The organism is Roseateles sp. (genome assembly GCF_965262435.1).
Taxonomy (GTDB): domain Bacteria; phylum Pseudomonadota; class Gammaproteobacteria; order Burkholderiales; family Burkholderiaceae_C; genus Paucibacter_A.
This window is the reverse complement of the sequence record NZ_OZ253537.1, coordinates 4652533-4673969: the sequence shown is the minus strand read 5'-3', so window position 1 is coordinate 4673969 and position 21437 is coordinate 4652533. Positions and strand designations below refer to the sequence as shown.

Here is a 21437-nt window from a genome sequence, read left to right as displayed (position 1 = left end):
AGGGCTTGCAGTTGACTCAAAAAATGGTTTAGAATCTGAGCTTCGACGCGACGGTGGATCAGCTGGAAACAGTTGAAGCACACAGTGTCGAGGCGAGATGCGGGTGTAGCTCAGTTGGTAGAGCGCAACCTTGCCAAGGTTGAGGTCACGAGTTCGAGCCTCGTTACCCGCTCCAGAAATACAAGAATCCAATCATGCTTGCATAAGGCGATTCGCAAAAAGGGAGGCCCCGGCTTCCCTTTTTTAATCAGTCGGAATTTCGGTTTCGATTGATGAAGTGAACGAGTTTGGCGCGATAGCAAAGCGGTTATGCCCCGGATTGCAAATCCGGTTAGTCCAGTTCGACTCTGGATCGCGCCTCCAAAATTTGATGTGCATATGCGGGTGTAGCTCAGTTGGTAGAGCGCAACCTTGCCAAGGTTGAGGTCACGAGTTCGAGCCTCGTTACCCGCTCCAAACAGGCGATTGGCCGATTTTTCAAGTTTGACAGTCAAGCTTGAAAAACTCGAAGCGCCTTTGGAATCAGAAAAAGGGAAGCCTTATGGCTTCCCTTTTCTGTTTTGGCCGGAGCACCGGAATTCTTGCAGGCTGAGCGAGGGCGAAGGCAAACAGCATGCTCGACCTGAGTCGATCGCAAGAAGAATGGTGTCGAGCTCCATCGCCAAAAGTTTGAAAAATATTCAGCAAAGCTTGCCGAGAGTTGAATAACAAGTATAGAATGCAAGACTTCGCTGATTTCAGTTCTCTTGATAAAGAGCTTAAGCCAGCGAGATGAAAACAAGATGGACGCAGTTTCATCGGTTCTGAAAATAGCGCGCTTGCGTGCTGTTGAAAGAAAGCGATGCGGGTGTAGCTCAGTTGGTAGAGCGCAACCTTGCCAAGGTTGAGGTCACGAGTTCGAGCCTCGTTACCCGCTCCAGAATTGTTTTCAACCCTACCAACGGGTTTGCGGCTTGTTCGGCGCAGATTCGAAAAATGCGGGTGTAGCTCAGTTGGTAGAGCGCAACCTTGCCAAGGTTGAGGTCACGAGTTCGAGCCTCGTTACCCGCTCCAGATCTGCAAAAGGGAAGCCCTCAGGCTTCCCTTTTTGCATTCCGCAGGCATCGCGCATTCTCGCTAGCAGACGCAGCGATAATGCGCGACCTGACCGCCGCCCGGGTGGTGAAATTGGTAGACGCAGCGGACTTAAAATCCGCCGACCTCACGGTCGTACGGGTTCAAGTCCCGTCCTGGGCACCAGCAGCGCACATGCGTTTTAGGTGAAGGCCGCCAACAAGCGCTCCAGTGCCACCGTGAATGGCGTTTGCATCAGCGGCAGGGTGGCGACCATGCCGATCAGCCCAATGCTCACCGTCAGCGGGAAGCCGACCGAGAAGACGCCGATCTGCGGCGCGACGCGCGAGATCACACCCAGCACCAGGTTCACGAACATCAACATCGTGATCAATGGCAGGGCAATCCAAAGGCCGATGCGGAAGATCTCCGCGCCCCATATCTGAGGTGTCGCCACGCGCAGGAAGTGGAAGGGCTCGTCGCCAACGGGGAAAGCATGGAAGCTCTGAATCAAGGCATTGATCAGCAGCAGGTGACCGTTGATGGCGATGAACAGGAACGCCACCATGCTGCCAAAGAAACGGGCACTGGCGGTGCCCTGGCTGCCGGTCGCGGGGTCAAAGAAGCCGGCGTAATTGAGGCCCATCTGCAAACCGATCAACTCGCCCGCGAATTCCAGCGATGCAAACACCAGGCGCACGGCAAAGCCCATGGACAGCCCGATCAGCATTTGCTGCGCCAACAAAAGCAGCAGCATGGGCAGGGAGTCCAGCGGTGCCAGCGGCATCGTCGGCAGGGAAGGCTGGGCGGCCAGTGAGATGAACAAGGCCAAGCCCACCTTGACTCGAGCCGGCACATTGCGCTGGCTGAAGATGGGCATGCCGGCGAACAGGGCCAGGGTCCGTATGAATGGCCACAGCAGCGGATTCAACCACTCCAGCAGCTGTGCCTCCGTGACGGAGAACATCAGCTGACCACTTGCGGGATGGTCTTCAGCGTGCGCTGGATGTATTCGACCAGGGTGGTCACCATCCACGGGCCGGTGATGGAGAGCACCAACACGGCCGCGACCACTTTGGGCACAAAGCTCAAGGTCGACTCATTGATCTGCGTCGCGGCTTGAAACACGCTGACCAGCACGCCCACGGCCAGCACGGTCAGCAGAACCGGTGCGGCCACCAGCATCAGGATGTAGAGGCCTTGCTGGCCGAAGGTGAAGACTTGTTGTGCGTCCATGAGGTGTTCCGATTCCTTCAGGTGACAAAGGAGGCCGCCAGTGAGCCCAGCAACAAGTTCCAGCCGTCCGCGAGCACAAAGAGCATGAGCTTGAAGGGCAGGGCGACCAGCACCGGGGACAGCATCATCATGCCCAGACTCATCAGCACGCTGCTGACGATCATGTCGATGACCAGAAAGGGGATGAAGATCAGGAAGGCAATTTGAAATGCACTCTTCAGTTCACTGGTGACGAAGGCCGGCACCAGCACTTTGAAGGGCACGTCCTCGGCTTTGACGCTTTCATCGAGTTTGGCAAGACGCGCAAACAGCGACACATCGGCCTGGCGCGTCTGCTTCAACATGAAGCTGCGCATGGGGGGCTCAGCCTTTTTCAGGGCTTCTTCAAAAGGCATCTGACCGGTGCTGTAGGGCTGCCAGGCTTCGGCATAGACCTTGTCCAAGGTCGGGCTCATCACAAAGAAGGTCAGGAACAAGGACAAGCCGACGATCACCTGGTTGGGTGGCGCCGCCTGGGTGCCCAGAGCCTGGCGCATCAAGGACAGGACGATGACGATGCGGGTGAAGCCCGTCATCATCAGCAGCACCGCCGGCAGGAAGCCTAGCGCCGTGAAGAAAAGCAGGGTTTGGATGGGTACCGAGAAACTACCGCCGCTGGTGCCTTGGCCCAGCAGCAGCGGGATGGTGGCCGGCGGTGTGCTCGACTGTGCCCAGGCGGTGCCAAGCCAGAGCAGGCTGCCTGTCAGACATGCGGCACGGGCGAGCCGGGCTTCAACTCGCATCGCGGCCTCCCGCGCTGCTGGCTTGGCTTGGCGCCTGTCCGCGCAGACGCGCGCCCAGTTGCTGCGCAAAACTGCCGTTAGCAAGTGAATGCAGGCCGGCAGCGCTGGGGGCTTCGGCCTGTGGCGGCATCACATGCAAGGTGCTGATCTGTTGCCCGGTCACGCCCAGGACCAGCCAACGCCGGTCTTCACCTTGACCGACTTCCACGGTCAGAAGACGCTGGTTCGGCGCGATGGGCAGGTGTGCGACCAGGCGCATCACGCCATGGGTCTGGCTGCCGGCGCCGCCCAGTGGCGTGCGCTTGAGCAGCCACAGGGCCAAGGGAATCAGGCACAGAATGGCCAGAAACCAGAGCAAGGGCAGCAGAGGTGAAGAGTTCATGGCCCTGATTGTGGGCCAAGGCAGGGCGAAGATGCGACCCGAAGTGCCGGGTCTTGCCCCGGGAACTCAGGCTTTCGAGAGGCGGCGCATGCGCTCGGATGGCGTGACGATGTCGGTCAGGCGAATACCGAACTTGTCATTCACCACCACCACCTCGCCCTGTGCAATCAAGTAACCGTTCACCAGCACGTCCATCGGCTCACCGGCCAGAGCGTCGAGCTCCACCACCGAGCCCTGTGCCAGTTGCAAGATGTTCTTGATCGGAATGCGGGTGCGGCCCAGTTCCACGGTCAGCTGGACGGGGATGTCCAGGATCATGTTGATGTCGCCGCTGGGCAGATTGCTCGGCGTGGGCGAGAAATTGGCGAAGCTGGCCGGCGCGACCTGCTCGCTGGGTGCAGACACCTCTTCGGCGACTTCAGCCGGTTTGGACTCCGCCAGGGCGGCCGCCCATTCAGCGGCCATGGCGTCTTGCTCGTCGTTCGATGGGGTATCAGGTGACATTGCGTGCTCCCAGCCAACCCTGGTCAGGGCTGGTCAGCATTTCTTCCACTTTGATCGCGTACTTGCCGTTCGAAGTGCCGTAGTGGCAGTCGTAGATGGGCACGCCGTCGATCTTGGCCTTGATCATGGTTTCCAGGTCCAGCTCAATGAAGTCGCCGGGTTTGAAGGCGAGCAGCTGCTCCACCGTGGCCGGCGCCGTGCCCAGCTCGGCCACCAGTTCCACCTGCGCAGCCTGGATCTGGTGCTTGAGCAGATTGACCCAGCGGCGGTCAGGCTCGGTCGAGTCGCCCACCGTGGTCGAGTACAGCACGTCGCGAATCGGCTCCAGCGTCGCGTAGGGGATGCAGAAGTAGACCGTGCCGCTGGTCTCGCCGATTTCTAGCGTGAACGAGGTGGAGACCACGATCTCGCTGGGCGTGGCGATATTGGCGAACTGGGGCTGCATCTCCGAGCGCTGGTATTCCAACTCGAGCGGATAGATGCCTTTCCATGCCTTGTGGTATTCGGCCGTGATGACCTCAACCAGGCGCAGGATCACGCGCTGCTCGGTGGCCGAGAAATCGCGGCCTTCGATGCGGGCATGGAACTTACCGATGCCGCCGAACAGCGAGTCGATGACCGCAAACACCAGGGTCGGGTCACAGACGATCAGCCCGGAGCCGCGCAGCGGCTTGACCGAGACGATGTTGAAATTGGTCGGCACCACGATCTCGCGCAGGAAGGCGCTGTACTTCTGCACCTTGATGCCGCCGATGGCCACTTCCGGGCTCTTGCGGATGAAGTTGAACAGGCCGACGCGGATGTTGCGCGCGAAGCGTTCGTTGATGATTTCCATCGTGGGCATGCGCCCACGGACGATCCGTTCCTGGCTGGCCAGGTTGTAGTCGCGTATGCCACCAACCTGCTCCTCCTCGGCGTCGAGCTTCTGGCTCTCGCCGGTGATGCCCTGCAGTAGCGCATCAACTTCGTCTTGGGAGAGGATTTGCTGATTCATGGCGAATCACCGATGTGCTTCAACAGCGGGCTCACTGGACGATGAAGGTGGAGAACAAGACCTGAGTGATCGGGCTGACGACGGCCGGTTTCTTTTTCTTCTTTTTCTTCTTTGGTGCGGCTTCGTCCTCGGCCTCGTCCTCGTCTTCCAGTTCGATGCCCATCGGTCGCACCGATTCGCGCAGCACTTCCCTGGCCAGTTTTTCCTTGCCCTCACGGGTCAGCAATTCCACCGAGGTCTTGTGCGACAGCACCATCAGCACATTGCTGCGGATGGCGGGCAGGAAGGCCTTGATTTGGTCAGCCGTCTTGGCGTCGATCACCTCCAGGGTGATGCCCACTTGGGCAAAGCGATCGACATCTTTGTCCGATAGATTGACGGTGAAGGGATCGAGTGGCACGAACACGGGCGGCGTGCCCGGTTTGGGTGCCGCGTGGGCCGGTGCTTCCTGGTGTGAGGCCGCGGCTTCGCCGCCTTCCTCGTCATCGGCCGCGGGCTTCTTTTTCATCAAGAGCAGGGCTGCGCCGCCGCCGCCCAGAACCAGCACGAGCACGGCCGCGATGATGATGATCAACTTCTTGTTGCCGCCCCCTTTCGGGGCCTCGGCGGGTGCTGCGGCTGGTGTAGCCATACGGACTCCTGTGTTCTTCAGCGCCCCTTTTTTCGCTTGCTCGCGGATGCGGCGACAAGGTTCGGGATCGGGGGCGAGTTGAAGCTGATTATTGATGCCACAAGCGCGGCCTCAAGGGGAGAAAAGGCGGACTGCCGCTTGTCAATTCGCCAGTGGCTGGCCGTCATGTTTCATGCGTACAAATCCAGCACGCCCTGGCTGCGCCGCGCTGACGTCGCGACTGCAGCAAGGCCGGCCGAAGCGCCGTCCAGCGTGATGGATCGAGCCGGCTTGGAGCGACCGGCCTCGTCCTTGTCGCTGGCCGGCTCTTGGCCCGATCGGTCACGCGCTTGCTCAAACACGCCGCCGCCGCTCAGCGTCAGTCCGGCGTCTCGCAGGGCTGCGGCCAAGTCAGGCAAGCCTTGTTCCAGGACCTGGCGAGTCTCTGCATGTTCTGCATGGAAGGAAATCTGGGCCTGCTGGCCTTCCAGCACGATCTGAATGGCCACCGGGCCGAGTTCGGCCGGGTTCAGATGCAGTTGCGCCTCTTGAACTCCGTCGGCGGCCAGCAGGCTCAGCCGTGCGCTGAGTTCGGGTGCAAACGACGGGGCATGAAGGGGCGTCCTCATGTCGATCTGCGCCGTGTCGCCGCCGCTGTTGCCAAACGACCTTGCGAGTGGGTCGGCAGCGGGGCCTTTGCTCATGGCCTCCAGGCCCGATGCCGCTTGGGTGGCCGTCGCGCTGCTGCTGGCCGTTTGCCCATTCGAGTTGGACAGGGCTTGCGTGGCGGAAGCCGCATCTGAACTCAGCAGCAAAGCCGCGAAGTTGCTGGCGCCTGTGGCGCCGTCAGCGGATGGGCTTGCGGCTCCCGCCTTGCGCGGGTCATCCACGCGCGCTTGGCCCTGCGCAGGGTCTGTGGCTTGAAGCCGCCGGCTGCCTGCCTCCGCGCTGCTGTCTCGTCTCGCCGGGCGCCCGGGCTCCAGCGGTTTGCCGTCCAGAGACGTGGCCGCGAACGGCAGCCCCACACCGCGCGAGGCATCGTCCGCGTTGAGCCCATTCAATGCGCGGCCTGCTGGGTGTTCAGATGCATGGCCTTGATCGTGGTCGTATGCGGCAGCTTCGCTGCTGCGATCGCCGCTGGATTCGGCCGTCCTGACCTTGACCTGCGGTGCGCTGGCGATGCTTTCTGCCGTTTCGTTGAGGTCTTCGGCCCGCTGTTCGTCGGCAGTCTCGGTATTTGGCTCGCCTTGTACGCGTTGGACGCTTTTTTCGCTGCCCAGAGCAGCTTGCCCGGCGACCGGGCTGTTGCTGGCCCCGGCAGGCTTGGCGTTGACTTGGGCGTTGATTCTGCGGGCGATGAGCTTTTGTTCCTGGCTTTGGGACTCGCTGCGGCGTTCAGCCAGGCGTTCTGCCGTTCGCTCAGGGGCGGACGACGGCGACGCCGTGTTGCGGATGCTGGCTTTGGCGTCAGGCGCCGGGGCAGACGCCGGCGGCTTCGCTGAAGCGCTGCGCTCGGACGCAGCCACGTCCAGCCGGTTCAGCATTTGTTTGAACTGCAGAGCGGTTTCTTCGCTGCTGGCGCTGATGGCGGAGCGCGCGCTGGCGCTGCCCATGCGCGAGGACGCTGCACGAACGCCTTCGCTGGCGGCCAGCATGGGGGAATTCAAACTGGGGGGCATGGAGGATCTCCTGTCATCTCGCGCGGAGTTCTCAGGCACTCAGGCGCATGAAGGGGTTGCCGCCGGCATAGGCACTGCGAGAGGCTTGCTCATCGGTGGCTTTTTGCTCCTGGCGCTGGGCCGAGCGGCTGATCTCCAGGCGGCGGCGCTCCAGCAGCTTGCGCACCGAAGCGACGCGCATTTCCAGGCCTTGCAGGCGCTCGCGGGCCGTGGCCACGCGCTGGTCGGCGAACTGTGCCAAATTGCTCTGGCTGGTGATCGCTTCGTTGAGTCGCCCGCCGAAATTCTGGTAGCAGGCGACGATGTCCATGGTGCCCTGGCGGGCGAACTGCTGGCTCCAGCGCAGCTGGTAGTCGCTGCGGTACTGGGCCAGATCGCCATGCTGAGCGCGCGCCTTGTCGGCGCGGGCCTGGGCTTCCTGGAACTGGCGCAAGCCTTCGTCACGCTCGGCTTCGGCGCGTTCGAGCAGGATGCTCAACACTTGGAGATTGCTTGAACTGCTCATGAAGCGATCCTCGGTAAGTCAAAGTGGTCCGGCGCGGACCCCTGGTGTATCGGCGGAATTCAGGCGTCCTTGATGACGGCCGACAGCTGGCGAACGCTGTCGGCCAGCAAGGCCGGGCTGTGCATGTCCTGCTGTAGCAGGCGGGCGATGTCGGGGTGCAGGCGCACGGCCAAGTCCAGTTCGTGGTCATGCCCGGGGGCATATGCACCCAACTGGATCAGGTCGCGGGCCTTGTTGTATTTGGCGAGCAGCTGGCGGCAGCGGCGTGCGGCGTCGATATGGCTCTGCGGCGCCACATTGGTCATCACCCGAGAGATCGAGCGCTCGATGTCGATGGCCGGGTAATGGCCGGCCTCGGCCAGTTCGCGGCTCAGCACGATGTGGCCGTCCAGAATCCCGCGCGCCGCGTCGGCGATCGGGTCTTGCTGGTCGTCGCCTTCGCTGAGCACGGTGTAGAAAGCCGTGATCGAGCCTTCGCCTGGTAGCCCATTGCCGCTGCGCTCAACCAACTGGGGCAGCTTGGCGAAGCAGCTTGGCGGGTAGCCCTTGGTGGCCGGCGGCTCGCCGATGGCCAAAGCGATCTCGCGCTGGGCCATGGCGTAGCGGGTCAGCGAGTCCATCAGCAGCAGCACATGCAGGCCTTGGTCGCGGAAGTTCTCGGCGATGGCCGTGGCGTAGTGGGCGCCTTGCATGCGCACCAGAGGCGGGGCGTCGGCCGGCGCGGCCACGACGACCGAACGCTGCAGGCCGTCCTCGCCGAGGATGTCCTCGATGAATTCCTTCACTTCCCGGCCGCGTTCGCCGATCAGGCCGACGACGATGACATCGGCCTGCGTGTAGCGGGCCATCATGCCCAGCAGCACCGATTTGCCGACGCCGGTGCCAGCGAACAGGCCCAGGCGCTGGCCTCGGCCCACGGTCAGCATGGTGTTGATGGCGCGCACACCGGTGTCCAGGGCGCTGCGCACCGGGTCGCGGTCCATGGCGTTGATGGGGCGGCGCACCATGGGCTCGGCATGGGTCATCTGCAAGGGGCCACGGCGGTCCAGCGGGTGGCCGTGTGAATCGACCACGCGGCCCAGCAGGCCTTGGCCCATGGGCAGGTGCAAGCCGCGGTCTTCATTGCGGCGCCAGGGGTGCAGGGGATGGCCGAGCTTCGGGCCCATCAAAGGCAGGGCGCGCGGCACAACCATGGCACCGCTGGACAGACCCTGGATCTCGTCGGTTGGCATCAGGTAGGCACGGTCGCCCGAGAAACCCACCACCTCGGCGTTGACCGGGCGCTGGCCGCGCTGCGGATTCATTGACGAGCTGGGCATGTGGATTTCGCAGACCGAACCGACCGGCACCTTGACCCCGGTCGCTTCCAGCACCAGGCCGGCCACGCGTACCAGCTTGCCTTGCGACTCCAGCGGCAGGCTATTGCCGGCGAATTCCTGCAGATTGCTCAGGTACTGCAGCCAGCGGCCTTGGCGGCTGCCAGCCGCGGCTTCGGCGTTTAGTTCGTCCTGCTCGGTGTCGAAGTCGGCCATCACAAGGCCTCCTGCGAGCTGCTGTTGCTGCTGCTGCCGGTATCGCCGTCGCCGCGGCCGGTGCGGCGGTCTTCCCACAGCGAGGCTTGGCCCATGGCGGCAGCGGCCTGTTGCCAGCGAGAGGCCAGGCTGGCGTCGACGCTGCTGATGTCGGAATCCACCCGGCAGCCGCCACGCGGCACATCCGGGTCGGGCAGGAGCTGGGCTTCGCGGGCGCGCAGCTCCTCGCCAGCACCTTCTTGCACCAGCGGGTAGTCGCTCGGGTTGACGCGCACCCGCACATGGCGAGCCGACAGCTGCAGGGCCTCGACCGCGTCATGCGCGACCTTGGCGATATGTTCGGGGCGCTGGGTGATCTCGCTGCGCACCACCTGGCGGGCCAGTTCGACGGCGCAACGGGCCAGGGTGGCCGCCATCTCGTCTTCGAGGGCTCGGAAGTCGGCGTCGAAGTTCTGCACCAGCTGGCCCAGCTGGGCGCTCATCTGCTGGGCGAAGCTTTTCTTGAAGGCATCGAGCGCGGCCATGCCGTCGCGGTAGCCGTCCTGGTAGCCGGACTGGCGGGCGGCATGCAGCTGCTCTTGCAAATCAGGCTGCGGGGGTGGTGCTGGCTCGGGCGACGCCTGCTGGCTGGGCGCCGGGGCGGGCGCGCTGATGGGCGCACGCTGCGCGTTCATCGCGCCTTGGAAGGCGTCGGGGTTCCAGGCTGCGAAGCTCTGCACTTCCTCGCGCGGGATGAAGCGGCTGTAGCTGCTGGTGCGCGCCGGCTGCGAGGGGTCGCGCGGCGGCGGCGGCACTTGACGGGGTGGGCGAGGGGTCATGACTCAATCGCCTCAAACGAATTGGTCGTCGCCGCCACCGGCCAGCACGATGGTGCCTTCGTCCACCAGACGGCGCACGATCTTGAGCATTTCCTTCTGCTCGCTCTCGACTTCCGAGAGGCGCACCGGGCCGCGCGAATCCAGGTCCTCACGCAGGGTCTCGGCTGCGCGGCTCGACATATTGCGCAGGATCTTTTCGCGCAGTTCGGCGCTGGCACCCTTGAGGGCCACGACCAGGGATTCGCTCTGCACTTCCTTGAGCACGGCCTGGATGCCCTTGTCGTCGATCTTGTCCAGATCGTCGAAGGTGAACATGTTGTCCATGATCTTCTGGGCCAGGTCGGCGTCGGCTTCGCGGATGTAGTCCAGCACCGAGGCTTCCACGCTGGAGCCCAACATATTGATGATCTCGGCCGCCGTCTTGACGCCGCCCAGCGAGGACTTGCGCATGCGCTCGCCGCCGGCCAGCACCTGGCTCATGACCTCGTTCAGGTCCTTCAGCGCCATCGGCTGGATGCCGTCCAGCGTGGCGATGCGCACCAGCACTTCGTTGCGCTGGCGCTCGGTGAAGACGCGCAGCACCGAGCTGGTCTGATCAAAGTCCAGGTGGGCCAAGATGGCGGCAATGATCTGTGGGTGTTCGTTGCGCAGCAGTTCGGCCACCGAGGCGGCGTCCATCCACTTCAGGCTTTCGATCGAGGACACATCGCTGCCTTGCAGGATGCGGTCCAACAGCAGATTGGCCTTGTCCTCGCCCAGGGCCTTGCGCAGCACCTGGCGCACATACTCGTCGGTGTCGGACACCAGCGTGCTCTGGGTCTCGGCCACCTTGTCGAAGCGGGTCAGCACCTGCTCGACCTTTTCGCGGCCCACGACCTTGAGCTTGGCAATGGTCTCTCCCAGCTTCTGCACCTCTTTCGGGGCCAGATGCTTGAAGACTTCGGACGCTTCCTCCTCGCCGAGGGACATCAGCAAGATGGCGGCGTCCTCTACTCCTTTGTCATCCATGGTCGGGCTCGGTGGTCAATCGGTGGGGGAGGGCGGCTGAGCGGGCGGGGCGATTCAATCGACCTCGCCATTGATCCAGTTGCGCATGATGTTGGCCACGGCAATCGGGTTCTCGCGGGCCAGCAGGCGGGCGCGTTCCAGCTTCTCGTTGGCCACCGGGCCGCTCAGGGCCGGCAGTGCGCCGTCGGCGCCCAGGGCGGGCAGTTCGTTGTCGTCGTCCACCACGGCATCCAGCTGCGAGGCGGTATCGGCCGCTTCCGGCGGCGGCGGGTTGGCCGCCTTGATGGCCGGGCGCACCATGCCGAAGACCGCGATCAAGGCCACCAGCACCAGGGCCAGGGGCACGGCGGCGGTGCGAAGCAGGTCCAGCACAAAGGGCTGCTTCCACAGGGGCAGGTCCAGCTCTTCATGCTTCTCTTGCAAGAAGGGGGCGCTGATGATCTTGAGCGAGTCACCGCGTTCCTGGTTGAAGCCCATGGTCTCCTTGACCAGCGCCGTGAGCTTGTCCAGCTCTTCCTGAGGCACCGGGATGTTGGCGACCTTGGATTTGGGGTCGGTGTTCGGGCGGTGGTTGATGACCACGGCCGCGTTCAAGCGGCGCACATTGCCGGTGGCGTTGCGCACCACGCGCACCGTCTTGTCCAGCTCGTAGTTGGTGACCGAGTCCCGCTTGCTGCTGTTGTTGTTACCAGCGCCGCCGGTGGCCTGCAGGGGCGCGGCCTCGCCTTCGATGGGGGCCGTGGCCGGGGCTTGCGGCTGGTTGGCGGCGGCACCGGGCACACCGGTCGGGGGCTGGGCCGCACCATTGGTCGATTCGTTGGTCTGGGCGCTGCGGATGGCGGCCGTGGTGCCCTGGCCGCGGTTGGGCTTGTACTCTTCGGCGGTGCTTTCGACCTGGTTGAAGTCCAGGTCGGCCGTGACGGCCGCACGCAGATTGCCGCGGCCCACCACGGGCTCCAGCAGTTCGTAGATGCGCTTGTTGAAGTTGGATTCGATCTGCTGCTTGTATTGCAGCTGCTGGCTGTCCAGGCCGTTGCTGACCTCAGGGCTGTTCGACAGCAGGGCACCGGTCTGGTCCAGCACGCTGACGGCCTTGGCCGACAGGCCCGGCACGCTGGCAGAAACCAGGTGCACGATGCCTGCGATCTGGGCCCGGTCCAGCGAGCGGCCACCGCGCAAGGTCAGCATGACCGAGGCGCTGGGCTTTTGCTGTTCGCGGAAAAAGCCGTTCTGCTCGGGCATGGCGAGATGGACTCGCGCATCGGCCACGTCGGCCAGGGCAGTGATGGTGCGCGTCAGCTCGCCTTCCAGGCCGCGTTGAAAATTCAGGCGTTCATTGAATTGGGTTTGGCCGATCGAGCTCTTGTCCATCAGCTCGAAGCCGACGCTGCTGCCCTTGGGCAAGCCGGCCGAGGCCAGCTTCATGCGCACGTCGTAAACCTGTGCGGCGGGCACCAGGATGATGCCGCCGGGCTCGTGGCGGTAAGGCACATTGAGCGTGGCCAATTGGGCGATGACGGCGCCGCCGTCCTTGTCCGACAGGCCGGTGAAGACTGGCCGGTAGTCGCCTTGGTTGGACCACATCGTGATGGCCAACACGGCCGCCGCCAGCATCGCCAAACCTCCGCCCATCATCAGCTTGTTGCGTGCCGGCAGGGCTGCCAGGCGGGCGCCGAAGCTGGCAGGCTCGGGCGTCACCATGGGCAAGGTGTTGGCGGCGGGGCTGAGGGCGTTGTCCATGGGGCGGGGCGGGCTGGTGGGCTGCGGTTCTGTAGATGAATGCTGGGTAGAAGGCGGGTGTGCTTCGCTGCCGTGAGGTTTTTCACGGCGTCCTACAGGCGTTGCCGATGGAGTGAATTATTCGGATTTGCCCCCTAAAGAAAGCCAGGAACAGGCCGAAGAACCGAGCGCAGTTCCCTCCTTCAGTGCCCCAGTCTTTGCCTACAGTTCGGTCTATCGCTCCGGCTGAGGCACCGCCTTTGGTCGCGAGCGTGGATGGAGTCCCCCATGGAACTGAAGCTCAGACCGTTTGATTTCGCCCAGGCCACCGCGCGCGCTGGCCTGAACATCAATGGCGAGCCGCTGTCCAAGGCCAAGGCGACCGGCGGCGCCAGTTTTGGCGATGCCATGGCGCAGGCGATGAAGGGGGTCAGCCAGTCGCAGAACGAAGCATCGCGCTTGCAGCGCGAGGTTCAGCTGGACAACCCCACGGTCAGCCTGGAGGAAACCATGGTGGCCATGCAAAAAGCCCAGATCGGTTTTCAAGCCACCTTGCAGGTGCGCAACCGTCTGGTCTCTGCCTACTCTGAAATCATGAATATGCAGGTCTGAGCGAACTGCTCGACTTGCTGGTGCGGGGCGACGCTGCGAAGCGCTCGCCCCGTCGTCGTCAGCGAAGCGCCAGGAGTCTCAGCACGGCGTGGCCGAACTGCTTGCGGGCCCGCAGACCTGGGCTCGGCCCATGGCATTGAGGTTGACCTGCAGCTTCTGGCCCCGGCCGCTGCTGAAGGTGGTGCTGCCGTGCTGCGGCGCCTGTCCCAAGGTGGGCTCGAACTTGGCGTCCGTGGCGCCGTCCATGCTCACGTCCGGAAACTCGCTGCCCTTGTGCCGCGTCAGGCTACAGGCCTTGGGCCGCCCGGTCGCCGGGTCCACGGCCTTGGCGCTGCCGGCCACGGTCGGGCCGCAGTCGCAGGGCATGCCCTGGCTGACGCCCCAGCACCAGTTCGGCCCACGGTGGAAACTGACGAACATGGGTGTGCGCTGGCTGACACTCATTTCGCGCGCATTGCGCAGGTCCACCAGCAGGCTGTTGGCCGCTTCGCGCAGCTGCTGGCGCTGCAGGTGGCTGCGGTAATTCGGCACGGCCACCGTCATGATGACGGCCAGCACGGCCATCACCACGGCCGCTTCCAGCAAGGTGAAGCCCGCTTGCTGGCGCTGGTGCTGCAAGCTCCGGCTCATGCGGCGGCCGGCTTGCGCAGCAGGCGGGCGGTTTTCTGCACCTGCTCGATGTAGTACTGCAAGTCGCGTGCGGCCATGGGGTCGAGCTTTTCGAACAGCAAGCCCAGTTGCTGGCTGCCGTCGTCCTGAGGGCGCGCGTGTTGCAGGCGCAAATCGGCCGTCAGTCGGGTGTGGCGGTCCAACTCCACCAGAACGCCGGTCAGCAAGGTGCCGGCCTCCGGCGCGTCCTGCCCGGCCGGCAGCTGCAGGGCCAGGCCGCCCAAGCTGAGGTCGAGCACGCGAAGGCTCAGGAATTCACCGGAGCCGGTCGGCAGGCTGAATCGGGCTTGTGGCGTGCGCCCGTTCGGGCGCACTCGGAAGGCCTGGCGCCGCTGGAAGCGGTAGAGCACCAGGGGCAGGCTGGCCTGCAGCACGGCCTGGCCGCTGAACTCTGCCGCGGCATCGGGCTGCACCAACAGCAAGCCTTCGACTTCAAACTGCAGGCGGATCTGGTCCAGGTAGGCGACCGCGGTCAGTTCCTCGGCGCCCAGCAAGGCGGGCAGGGGGCTGCCGGCTGCGGGCAGGTCGAGCAGCAGCCGGCTTGAGGCCGCGTCAACATTGCACAGGCTGCTCTGCACGCTCAGACCGGCGGCATTGCTGAGGATCAGGTGGCCGCGCTCGCTCTGCAGGCTGCGCAGCAGGGTCAGGATTTCTCCTGGTGCCTGAATACGAAAATCGCCCGAGTCGGCAGCGGAGGCCGGGTCGGGCGCGGTGGAGGGCGTTGAAGGGCTCATGCGAGATTCATGCTGCCCGGGGCATTCAAATCGGCCCCAGGCTGTGTTTAGGCCGGCGGATTCAGTGCAGGGTCTTGCTCTTGCCGGTCAGAACCTGGTCCAGATCGTCCAACCAAGGCTCGGCCAGGTGGCGGATCTCGGCGTCGTTGAGCAGGATGCGCTGCATGATGCGCGTCTTCAGCCGGCTCTCTTCGGGCGCCAATTTTTCGTTGCCGGCCGCATGCTTGAGCTGGGAGATCAACAGGACGCAAGCGCCTTCGAGCTTGACGACTTCGTCCCAGTTGCCGGTGCGGGCAGCCGAGAGCATGTCGGCACTGGCTTGCTCGATGGCTTCGTAGTAGCTCAGAAGTTGGGTGTTCATCACAAGTTCCGGAAGATGCAGGGGTAATGGGGGAGGGCGGACCGCTGTGTCGGTCAAGCAGCCCGCTGGACTTCGGGCGACTGCGCGATCGCGTTCCAGGCATCGCGCACCGGCGTCAGCAGGCGCTGGCACTCTTCGATGCGGGCGCTGTCGCCATGCAGATTGGCCTGGGTCAGGCGCATGCAAAGATAGGCGTAGAGGTCACCGAGGTCCTGGGCCAGCGGACCGGCCTCCAGGTTCAAGGTGGACTTCAGGCCTTCATCCAGGATGCGCACCGCACGGCACAACGAGTTGTTCTTCTGCGTCGTGTTGTTGTTGGCAATGGCCACGAGGGCCTGATTCATGGCGTCGAAGATGCCGTCGAACAGCATGCTCACCAGGCGATGCGGGCTGGCGCTGTGGACGTCGGTTTCCAGGCCCACCTTGCGGTACATCGAGGCGCTCTGGGTCCTGGATGCGAACGGGGAAGAGGCGTTACCGTACATGGGGAGCTTTCTCGAGGGGTCTTGTTGATTTGTTTTCGACCCCGGGGCGGCGAACTTGAGTGCTGTGCGTGGGTCTGAGCCCCTGCAGACGCGGCCTTGCCAAAAGCGCGAAATATGACGCAGCTGCAGGCGCAAATGGCGACGTGCGCTGGGGCCCGCAAAGACAAACGGCGGCGGCTTCTTGCGAAGCCGCCGCCGTGATAGCGGGTCGGGTTGGCGCGGCGCGGCTGCGCTGCCGGGCCTGAATCGCTACCGGTTCAGCATGGCCATCTGCTGGCTCACATAGCTGGACAGATTGTTCAGCTTGCCCATCTGCACATCGAGCGCGGTGTAGCGGGCGCGCAAACGGGTTTCGGTCAGGGTGGCCTTGTCCTCCAGCTTGGAGCTCTGCAGCCCATTGCCGGTGATGCGGTCCTGCAAGCCTTTTTGACGGGTGCTCAGGCTGCTGTCGATGCCCAGGGCCAGGTCGGCGAACTTGCGCATGCGCTGCGCCAAGCCGTTGTTCTCGGCATTGCTGCTGTCCACGCCCATGAACATCTGCTTGACGCTGTCCAGATCGGCCATGGCTGTTTCCAGCTTGGCCGTGTTGACCTTGATCGTGCCGTCGGCGCTGGGGTCCAGGCCCAGGTCAGACAGGCGGCTGAACTTGCCGCCCAGAGTGGTGGAGCCGCCGCTGACGCCGCGCAGCCCGGACTGCACGCTCAGCACCGAGCCCTCGCCCTGCAAGGTTCCGGCGGTCTTGTTGGCCTGGTCGTACTTGGTCTGGTCGCGCAGCAAGGAAGCCACCGAGTTGTAGGCGGTACTGAAGTCATTGATGGCCTTCTTGATGGCCTCTTTGTCCGACGCAATGGTCAGCGTGACATCGCTCGTGGTGGTCTTGAGCAGGTTGATGGTCAAGCCGTCGATGGATTCTTTGAGCGTGTTGGTCTCGGATTCGATGTCCAGGCCATTGAGTTTGGCCAGGGCATTGCCGGCCGCCTGGTTCTGCAGTGTCTTGGACAGCTCGGGGCTGCGCGGGTCGAAGGACAGCGCGTCCAGACCCTGACCGTCGAGCAGACCATCGCCGTCGACCACGCCAATGCGAAAGCCATTGCTGACCCCGGTCTCGGTCGAGCGCATCACCAGGCGCGAGCCGCCCTGGTCGGTGACGATGGAGGCCTGGACGCCGGCCTTGGCCGCATTGATCTTGTCGCGGATCTGGGCAAGCGAATTGCTTCCGTCATTGATGTCGATGCTGATGGCGCTGGCGCCGGCCTTGGGGTCGAAGCCGGTTTGGTCGGCATTCCAGGTGCCGAGCTCGATGGTCAAGGTGCCTTGACCAATCGGACCGGTGCTGGGCTGGTAGCTGGTGGACACGGACTGGGCCGTGGCCAGGCGGCTGACCGACACCGAGACATTGCCGGCCGCAGCACCGCTGCCCGGTGTCACCGTGATGCTGTTGTTGTCACTGGAGGTGCCCAGACCGGCGCCCCAGGTTGCGGGGTTGGTCAGCTTGGCGGCCGCGTCGCGCAAGGCCGACAAGCTGCTTTGCACCTTGCCATAGGCCGAGAGTTGGGTCTTCAGCCCATCGGTGGCGGTCTTGAGTGTGCTGATCGGTTGGCGTTCAACCGCAACCAACTTGGTGATCAAGGACTCGATGTCGAGGCCGCTGCCAATGCCGGCGGAGGTGATGGCTGCCATGATGGTGCTCCCTGTGGCTTGCGAAAGTTGCGCGACCGCGTCTTGTTCTCAAAGCGGCGAAGGTTCGCGGGTGCTAGACAAAAAGGCCGATACGCAAAGGCGGTATCGGCCGATTGTTCTTGGACTTGAGTGCAGAACTGGCGCCCGCGGTGCTGGCCTCAGGGCCAGTCGCGGACGGGATCAACCGCCGCGCAGCAAACTCAGCACCTGCTGCGGCAACTGGTTGGCCTGGGCCACCATGGCATTGCCGGCCTGCTGCAGGATCTGCGTGCGGCTGAGGTTGGAGGTTTCCGAGGCGTAGTCGGCATCCATGATGCGGCTGCGAGCGGCGCTTTGGTTTTCCACCGAGACCTGCAGGTTTGAGATCACCGCCTCGAAACGATTCTGCGATGCACCCAAGGTGGCGCGCTGGCTGCTGACCGTGTTCAGCGCGATGTCAATGTTGTCGATGATGACCTTGAGGTCGGCGGTGGTCGATGCGTTGCCGATGATCGAGCCCGTCACGGCCGTGATGGTCGGGTCCGTGGTCATGTCGGAGGTGGTCACCGTGATGGTGTCCTCCGCGCCGGTGTTGGGGCCGACCTGGAACTCCTGCGGCGTGACCGCGTCGGCGCCGAGAATCTTTTTGCCGTTGAAGGTGGTGCCGGCCAGCACGCGCCCGATTTCCAAGGCCAGTTCACCGAACTCCTTGCCGATGGAATCGAGGTCGGTGGTGGTGTTGGTGGCGTTGCGGGACTGCACGGACAGTTCTCGCATGCGTTGCAAGGTGTCCCCGACTTTGGACAAGGCGCCTTCAGCCGTCTGCGCCAGCGAGATGCCGTCATTGGCATTTCGTATCGCAACATTCATACCCCGGACCTGGGCATGCATGCGCTCGGCGATGGCCAGGCCCGCGGCGTCGTCCTTGGCGGAGTTGACTCGCATACCCGAGGACAGTCGCTGCATGGACACGGCCAAGGAGCCCTGCGACATATTCAGATTGCGCTGCGCATTCAGCGAGGCAATGTTCGTGTTGATGGTTTGCGGCATTTGAGCACTCCTACAGAATCCGGCAAATCCCGGCCAGGCCGGCGTGTCATGCGGGCTCGAATCAGGTCGAAACCTGAGCCTTTCCCGGCAACTCGCCCGGTCTGATCAAGCTGACCGTCATGCGGTTTGAATCAGCTTGGGTCCGGACGTCGGGTGATGCAAAAAATGTCTCATCCCGATGTGCAAATTCTTGAGCAGTCTCTGGCCTCCTGAAAGCAGGAATAGGGGGCTAAACCACGCCCATAAAAAAGCTCCGCGCCCGGGGTCAACCCGGGGCGGAGCGAAGTTCAGAACGGGCTGGTAGGGTCTGGGGATTCAGCCGCCGCGCAGCAGGGACAGCACTTGCTGCGGCATCTGGTTGGCCTGCGACACCATGGCATTGCCCGCTTGCTGCAGGATCTGGGCTCGGCTCAGATTGGCGGTCTCCGAGGCGTAGTCGGCATCCATGATGCGGCTGCGCGAGGCGCTCTGGTTTTCCACCGACACCATCAGATTGGAGATCACGGCCTCGAAGCGATTCTGGGCTGCACCCAGGGTGGCGCGAGTCGAGCTGACGGTGTTGATGGCGGTGTCGATCTGGTCGATCGTGGTCTTCAGGTCGGCCACCGTCTTCGTGTTGTCAATCGCGTCATTGGTCACAGCCGTGATGTCGGCGTCGGCGGTCAGGTCGGTGGTGGTCACCGTGACGATGTCATTGACGGTGGTGTTGGCGCCGATCTGGAAATCCTTGGCGCCTGCGCCACCGCCCAGGATGGCTGTGCCATTGAAGGTGGTGCCGGCCAGCACGCGCTGGATTTCGCTGCCCAGTTCCTTGAACTCCTTGCCGATCGAGTCCAGGTCGGTGGTGGTGTTGGTGGCGTTACGGGCCTGCACGCCCAGCTCACGCATGCGCTGCAGCGAATCGCCCACTTTGGACAAGGCGCCTTCAGCGGTCTGCGCCAAGGAGATGCCGTCGTTGGCATTGCGCACGGCGACATTCATGCCGCGCACTTGGGCTTGCATGCGCTCGGCAATCGCCAGGCCTGCTGCGTCGTCCTTGGACGAGTTGACGCGCATGCCGGACGACAGGCGTTGCATCGAGGTGGCCAGCGAGAGCTGTGTGTTTGAGGCGTTACGTTGCGCGTTCAGGGAGGCAACGTTGGTATTGATGATGGAGGGCATTTTCAATCCTTTCGGTGTTCAAGACATTCCGGAAACCCGGTCTATACGGTCGATAACCAGGCCGCCACAAAGAGGCCGCCTTGCCAGCAGTCAGGCTGCTCGCGCCGCCTGGTCTGCACCGTCCGCGTCCTGCCATCAAACCCCGGCTGATAGTCCTGGGGCGTGCGGCCGGCTGACCGGACCACGGTGTCCCTTGTTTCCTCGGGCCCGTTGGTTTTGTTATCGATCGTTGCCTTGCATCACTTGAAGAATTTTTCTTGCCTTCTTTTCAAAAAGAGCCCTTAAAAATGACGCTGCCCGGTCGAGGGGCAGCGTCAAGGGGCTTGTGCTGGAGGGGTGAGATTTTCCGTTCCTGCAACGACGGGTGTACTCAGGGCCAGCGCGGCTGGCCCGGGGTCATCGAAGCAGCGACAGGACTTGCTGCGGCATCTGATTGGCTTGCGCAATCATGGCCGTGCCCGCTTGCTGCAAGATCTGCGAGCGGCTCAGATTGGCGGTTTCCGTCGCATAGTCGGCATCCAGGATGCGGCTGCGCGAGGCGCTTTGGTTTTCCACCGAGACCATCAAGTTGGAGATCACGGCTTCGAAGCGATTTTGCGAAGCACCCAGCGTGGCTCGGTTGGAGCTGACCGTGTTGATGGCCGTGTCGATCTGATCGATGGTGGTCTTCAGATCTGCCGAGGTCTTGGTGTTGTCGATCGCGTCATTGGTCACCGCCGAGATGTCGGCGTCGCCGGTCAGGTCGGTGGTGGTCACCGTGACCACGTCATTGGCCGTGGTGTTGGCGCCGATCTGGAAGTCCTTGGCGCCCGCGCCGCCGCCGAGAATGGCGGTGCCGTTGAAGGTGGTGCCGCCCAGAACCCGCTGGATTTCCGAGCCCAGTTCCTTGAATTCCTTGCCGATGGAGTCCAAGTCGGCCGTGGTGTTGGTGGCATTGCGGGCCTGCACACCCAACTCACGCATGCGCTGCAGCGAATCAGCGACCTTGCCGAGTGCGCCTTCAGCGGTTTGCGCCAGCGAGATGCCATCGTTGGCATTGCGCACAGCCACGTTCATGCCACGCACCTGGGCGCTCATGCGCTCAGCGATGGCCAGGCCGGCGGCGTCGTCCTTGGCGGAGTTCACACGCATGCCTGAGGACAGGCGTTGCATGGAAATGGACAGCGAGTTTTGTGAAGTGGCAACGTTGCGTTGCGCGTTCAGAGAAGCAATATTGCTATTGATGATTGCGGGCATGATGCGCTCCTGTTTCAGCTACGAAGATTCCCGGCTCAGCGCCGACGTGATGGCAAATGCCTTGCGACATTTGTGACGTGGATGAAAGCCTTGGCGCCTTTCAATCCACACCGCCCGGCGCCAGTCAGCCTGTGAAGCCCTGCATTCCCTTGCGAGATTGCTCAACCAGCGGCCTTGTTACCGGACCACGCGCCTGTTTCCAGACCCGTTGAGAGTGGTATCGGACAACGCCCAAGCGAACTTGAGCGCTGTTTGTCAATAGGCTTGATCGCCGGATAAGCGGTGGGTGCCTGGGCTTGTTTGATGGATCCCGTTCCGGCCCCGTCCTTGGCGGGCGGGGAAGGGCGGCAACTTGTAGGCTGCCCTGCGGTCCATCGTGTCCCTGTGGCCCCAGCGCTTGCGATCATGAATCGGCTGGCTGAGTGCGGAGCTGTCTGTGCTGGCGCGAATCCTTCGTAGAGAGCGTCGTAGAAAAGCTGTGTGCTGAAACAAGAGCGGGTCGGCCTGCTGCCGGTCGGGAGGAGCATCCCTGGTGCCTCGCTCTGACTTGTTTTCGGCGCCTCGCGCTCGGCACAGCCTTTGAGAAAAGGCGGCAAGCCTGTGCTTTTCTCGCGAACGGCGGCCGGTGCTGTGCCTAAAGTCCTCAGC

At 63.4% G+C, this 21437-nt stretch carries 22 protein-coding genes and 6 tRNA genes; 7 read left to right on the top strand and 21 right to left on the bottom strand.

Features of this window, described 5'->3' with window-relative positions:
• Positions 1-99 precede the first annotated feature (99 nt).
• The 6 genes from ACQY39_RS20105 to ACQY39_RS20080 all read left to right on the top strand — a co-directional run bounded on the left by ACQY39_RS20105 (position 100) and on the right by ACQY39_RS20080 (position 1239).
• A tRNA-Gly gene (locus tag ACQY39_RS20105) sits at positions 100-175 on the top strand.
• A gap of 114 nt (positions 176-289) precedes the next feature.
• Positions 290-363, top strand: a tRNA-Cys gene (locus tag ACQY39_RS20100).
• 17 nt (positions 364-380) lie between these two features.
• Positions 381-456, top strand: a tRNA-Gly gene (locus ACQY39_RS20095).
• Between the two features lie 387 nt (positions 457-843).
• Positions 844-919 (top strand) — tRNA-Gly (locus ACQY39_RS20090).
• 58 nt (positions 920-977) lie between these two features.
• Positions 978-1053 (top strand) — tRNA-Gly (locus ACQY39_RS20085).
• 99 nt (positions 1054-1152) lie between these two features.
• A tRNA-Leu gene (locus ACQY39_RS20080) sits at positions 1153-1239 on the top strand.
• A 16-nt stretch (positions 1240-1255) separates the two neighbouring features.
• On the opposite strand, the gene fliR is transcribed toward ACQY39_RS20080, so the two are convergent.
• From fliR to fliF, 13 genes are all read right to left on the bottom strand, one after another.
• Positions 1256-2020, bottom strand: a complete 765-nt coding sequence (gene fliR / locus ACQY39_RS20075) for a flagellar biosynthetic protein FliR (RefSeq protein ID WP_428509251.1) — start codon at positions 2018-2020, stop codon at positions 1256-1258.
• Positions 2020-2289, bottom strand: a complete 270-nt coding sequence (gene fliQ, locus ACQY39_RS20070) for a flagellar biosynthesis protein FliQ (RefSeq protein ID WP_428509249.1) — start codon at positions 2287-2289, stop codon at positions 2020-2022. The genes fliR and fliQ overlap by 1 nt, the downstream gene beginning before the upstream one ends.
• A 17-nt stretch (positions 2290-2306) precedes the next feature.
• The gene (gene fliP, locus ACQY39_RS20065; RefSeq protein WP_428509247.1) at positions 2307-3071 is read right to left on the bottom strand and encodes a flagellar type III secretion system pore protein FliP; all 765 of its coding nucleotides are present in this window, start codon (positions 3069-3071) and stop codon (positions 2307-2309) included.
• Positions 3061-3453 (bottom strand): FliO/MopB family protein, encoded by a 393-nt coding sequence (locus ACQY39_RS20060; RefSeq protein WP_428509245.1) that lies wholly within the window; start codon positions 3451-3453, stop codon positions 3061-3063. Before ACQY39_RS20060 ends, fliP begins: the two co-directional genes overlap by 11 nt.
• Positions 3454-3519: 66 nt before the next feature.
• Positions 3520-3957, bottom strand: a complete 438-nt coding sequence (gene fliN / locus ACQY39_RS20055; RefSeq protein ID WP_428509243.1) for a flagellar motor switch protein FliN — start codon at positions 3955-3957, stop codon at positions 3520-3522.
• Positions 3947-4951 (bottom strand): flagellar motor switch protein FliM, encoded by a 1005-nt coding sequence (gene fliM / locus ACQY39_RS20050; protein WP_263520512.1) that lies wholly within the window; start codon positions 4949-4951, stop codon positions 3947-3949. The genes fliN and fliM overlap by 11 nt, the downstream gene beginning before the upstream one ends.
• Before the next feature lie 31 nt (positions 4952-4982).
• Positions 4983-5582, bottom strand: coding sequence for a flagellar basal body-associated FliL family protein (locus tag ACQY39_RS20045; protein WP_428509240.1), 600 nt, complete (start codon positions 5580-5582; stop codon positions 4983-4985).
• A gap of 170 nt (positions 5583-5752) precedes the next feature.
• Positions 5753-7240 carry a flagellar hook-length control protein FliK gene (locus ACQY39_RS20040; protein WP_428509238.1) on the bottom strand — a complete coding sequence of 496 codons (1488 nt, stop codon included), beginning with the start codon at positions 7238-7240 and terminating at the stop codon, positions 5753-5755.
• Between the two features lie 31 nt (positions 7241-7271).
• Positions 7272-7745, bottom strand: a complete 474-nt coding sequence (gene fliJ, locus ACQY39_RS20035; RefSeq protein WP_428509236.1) for a flagellar export protein FliJ — start codon at positions 7743-7745, stop codon at positions 7272-7274.
• 59 nt (positions 7746-7804) lie between these two features.
• Complete coding sequence (fliI, locus tag ACQY39_RS20030; protein WP_428509234.1) at positions 7805-9277, bottom strand: flagellar protein export ATPase FliI; 1473 nt, start codon at positions 9275-9277, stop codon at positions 7805-7807.
• Positions 9277-10095: a FliH/SctL family protein gene (locus ACQY39_RS20025; RefSeq protein WP_428509232.1), complete on the bottom strand. Its 819-nt coding sequence runs from the start codon at positions 10093-10095 to the stop codon at positions 9277-9279. The genes fliI and ACQY39_RS20025 overlap by 1 nt, the downstream gene beginning before the upstream one ends.
• 12 nt (positions 10096-10107) lie before the next feature.
• Positions 10108-11103, bottom strand: a complete 996-nt coding sequence (fliG, locus tag ACQY39_RS20020) for a flagellar motor switch protein FliG (RefSeq protein ID WP_263520518.1) — start codon at positions 11101-11103, stop codon at positions 10108-10110.
• Between the two features lie 54 nt (positions 11104-11157).
• Positions 11158-12843, bottom strand: coding sequence for a flagellar basal-body MS-ring/collar protein FliF (gene fliF / locus ACQY39_RS20015; protein ID WP_428509230.1), 1686 nt, complete (start codon positions 12841-12843; stop codon positions 11158-11160).
• Between the two features lie 267 nt (positions 12844-13110).
• Here fliF and fliE point away from each other — a divergent pair, with 267 nt between their 5' ends.
• Positions 13111-13434 carry a flagellar hook-basal body complex protein FliE gene (fliE, locus tag ACQY39_RS20010; protein ID WP_263565059.1) on the top strand — a complete coding sequence of 108 codons (324 nt, stop codon included), beginning with the start codon at positions 13111-13113 and terminating at the stop codon, positions 13432-13434.
• A 78-nt stretch (positions 13435-13512) separates the two neighbouring features.
• On the opposite strand, the gene ACQY39_RS20005 is transcribed toward fliE, so the two are convergent.
• The 8 genes from ACQY39_RS20005 to ACQY39_RS19970 all read right to left on the bottom strand — a co-directional run bounded on the left by ACQY39_RS20005 (position 13513) and on the right by ACQY39_RS19970 (position 20789).
• Positions 13513-14064 carry a pilus assembly FimT family protein gene (locus tag ACQY39_RS20005; RefSeq protein WP_428509227.1) on the bottom strand — a complete coding sequence of 184 codons (552 nt, stop codon included), beginning with the start codon at positions 14062-14064 and terminating at the stop codon, positions 13513-13515.
• On the bottom strand, positions 14061-14837 hold the full coding sequence (locus ACQY39_RS20000) for a flagellar brake protein (RefSeq protein ID WP_428509225.1): 777 nt from the start codon (positions 14835-14837) through the stop codon (positions 14061-14063). The genes ACQY39_RS20005 and ACQY39_RS20000 overlap by 4 nt, the downstream gene beginning before the upstream one ends.
• A 61-nt stretch (positions 14838-14898) precedes the next feature.
• Complete coding sequence (locus tag ACQY39_RS19995; protein ID WP_263520523.1) at positions 14899-15198, bottom strand: flagellar protein FliT; 300 nt, start codon at positions 15196-15198, stop codon at positions 14899-14901.
• A 53-nt stretch (positions 15199-15251) separates the two neighbouring features.
• Positions 15252-15632 carry a flagellar export chaperone FliS gene (fliS, locus tag ACQY39_RS19990; RefSeq protein WP_428509223.1) on the bottom strand — a complete coding sequence of 127 codons (381 nt, stop codon included), beginning with the start codon at positions 15630-15632 and terminating at the stop codon, positions 15252-15254.
• Positions 15633-15932: 300 nt separating this feature from the next.
• Positions 15933-17363 (bottom strand): flagellar filament capping protein FliD, encoded by a 1431-nt coding sequence (gene fliD / locus ACQY39_RS19985; RefSeq protein WP_428509221.1) that lies wholly within the window; start codon positions 17361-17363, stop codon positions 15933-15935.
• Positions 17364-17543: 180 nt separating this feature from the next.
• Entirely contained in the window at positions 17544-18392 is an 849-nt protein-coding gene (locus ACQY39_RS19980) for a flagellin (RefSeq protein WP_428509219.1), read from the bottom strand.
• A gap of 315 nt (positions 18393-18707) precedes the next feature.
• A complete protein-coding gene (locus tag ACQY39_RS19975; RefSeq protein WP_428509217.1) occupies positions 18708-19553 on the bottom strand; it encodes a flagellin in 846 nt (281 codons plus the stop codon).
• 396 nt (positions 19554-19949) lie between these two features.
• Positions 19950-20789, bottom strand: coding sequence for a flagellin (locus tag ACQY39_RS19970; protein ID WP_428509215.1), 840 nt, complete (start codon positions 20787-20789; stop codon positions 19950-19952).
• Positions 20790-21437: the final 648 nt, after the last annotated feature.

Bases quoted from the DNA above. Each gene is read 5' to 3' on its own strand.
- ACQY39_RS20000 (WP_428509225.1), bottom strand. From the start codon at position 14,837: ATGAGCCCTTCAACGCCCTCCACCGCGCCCGACCCGGCCTCCGCTGCC.
- fliP (WP_428509247.1), bottom strand. From the start codon at position 3,071: ATGCGAGTTGAAGCCCGGCTCGCCCGTGCCGCATGTCTGACAGGCAGC.
- ACQY39_RS19970 (WP_428509215.1), bottom strand. From the start codon at position 20,789: ATGCCCGCAATCATCAATAGCAATATTGCTTCTCTGAACGCGCAACGC.
- fliS (WP_428509223.1), bottom strand. From the start codon at position 15,632: ATGTACCGCAAGGTGGGCCTGGAAACCGACGTCCACAGCGCCAGCCCG.
- fliR (WP_428509251.1), bottom strand. From the start codon at position 2,020: ATGTTCTCCGTCACGGAGGCACAGCTGCTGGAGTGGTTGAATCCGCTG.
- fliG (WP_263520518.1), bottom strand. From the start codon at position 11,103: ATGGATGACAAAGGAGTAGAGGACGCCGCCATCTTGCTGATGTCCCTC.
- fliD (WP_428509221.1), bottom strand. From the start codon at position 17,363: ATGGCAGCCATCACCTCCGCCGGCATTGGCAGCGGCCTCGACATCGAG.
- fliN (WP_428509243.1), bottom strand. From the start codon at position 3,957: ATGTCACCTGATACCCCATCGAACGACGAGCAAGACGCCATGGCCGCT.
- fliI (WP_428509234.1), bottom strand. From the start codon at position 9,277: ATGGCCGACTTCGACACCGAGCAGGACGAACTAAACGCCGAAGCCGCG.
- fliJ (WP_428509236.1), bottom strand. From the start codon at position 7,745: ATGAGCAGTTCAAGCAATCTCCAAGTGTTGAGCATCCTGCTCGAACGC.
- ACQY39_RS19980 (WP_428509219.1), bottom strand. From the start codon at position 18,392: ATGCCGCAAACCATCAACACGAACATTGCCTCGCTGAATGCGCAGCGC.
- fliQ (WP_428509249.1), bottom strand. From the start codon at position 2,289: ATGGACGCACAACAAGTCTTCACCTTCGGCCAGCAAGGCCTCTACATC.
- ACQY39_RS20045 (WP_428509240.1), bottom strand. From the start codon at position 5,582: ATGGCTACACCAGCCGCAGCACCCGCCGAGGCCCCGAAAGGGGGCGGC.
- ACQY39_RS19995 (WP_263520523.1), bottom strand. From the start codon at position 15,198: ATGAACACCCAACTTCTGAGCTACTACGAAGCCATCGAGCAAGCCAGT.
- ACQY39_RS20005 (WP_428509227.1), bottom strand. From the start codon at position 14,064: ATGAGCCGGAGCTTGCAGCACCAGCGCCAGCAAGCGGGCTTCACCTTG.
- ACQY39_RS20060 (WP_428509245.1), bottom strand. From the start codon at position 3,453: ATGAACTCTTCACCTCTGCTGCCCTTGCTCTGGTTTCTGGCCATTCTG.
- ACQY39_RS20025 (WP_428509232.1), bottom strand. From the start codon at position 10,095: ATGACCCCTCGCCCACCCCGTCAAGTGCCGCCGCCGCCGCGCGACCCC.
- ACQY39_RS19975 (WP_428509217.1), bottom strand. From the start codon at position 19,553: ATGCCCTCCATCATCAATACCAACGTTGCCTCCCTGAACGCGCAACGT.
- ACQY39_RS20040 (WP_428509238.1), bottom strand. From the start codon at position 7,240: ATGCCCCCCAGTTTGAATTCCCCCATGCTGGCCGCCAGCGAAGGCGTT.
- fliM (WP_263520512.1), bottom strand. From the start codon at position 4,951: ATGAATCAGCAAATCCTCTCCCAAGACGAAGTTGATGCGCTACTGCAG.
- fliE (WP_263565059.1), top strand. From the start codon at position 13,111: ATGGAACTGAAGCTCAGACCGTTTGATTTCGCCCAGGCCACCGCGCGC.
- fliF (WP_428509230.1), bottom strand. From the start codon at position 12,843: ATGGACAACGCCCTCAGCCCCGCCGCCAACACCTTGCCCATGGTGACG.